Annotated in this window: 1 protein-coding gene; it reads left to right on the top strand. The window is 49.8% G+C overall.

Annotated features, from left to right (window positions below; translation table 11 throughout):
• Positions 1–255: hypothetical protein (locus tag O4H31_RS19565; protein ID WP_269348184.1), on the top strand; the 255-nt coding region annotated here is incomplete at both ends.

Consider the following 255-nt stretch of genomic DNA (forward strand, 5'->3'; position numbering starts at 1 on the left):
GTGCTCGGCTTCCTGATACCACTCTTCCAGGTTCTGGAAGTAAAAGCCGAATGCTCGATGCCTGAGCAGCTAATCGTCTCTGAACGAGACGATATGCGGATTAAAATCAGCAGAAGGTGGTGGCTGGGTCCGCTGGGTTTTTTATTGCCGATTCGATATTTGCGGGTGATCGCCAATTTATCGAGGCGAATTGCAGGAGCCAAAGGTTCGGAGCTGATTCTCGATCCGGAACCGCTTTTGATACCATCACTGAAT

The organism is Sulfitobacter dubius (assembly GCF_027214245.1).
GTDB lineage: Bacteria > Pseudomonadota > Alphaproteobacteria > Rhodobacterales > Rhodobacteraceae > Sulfitobacter > Sulfitobacter dubius_A.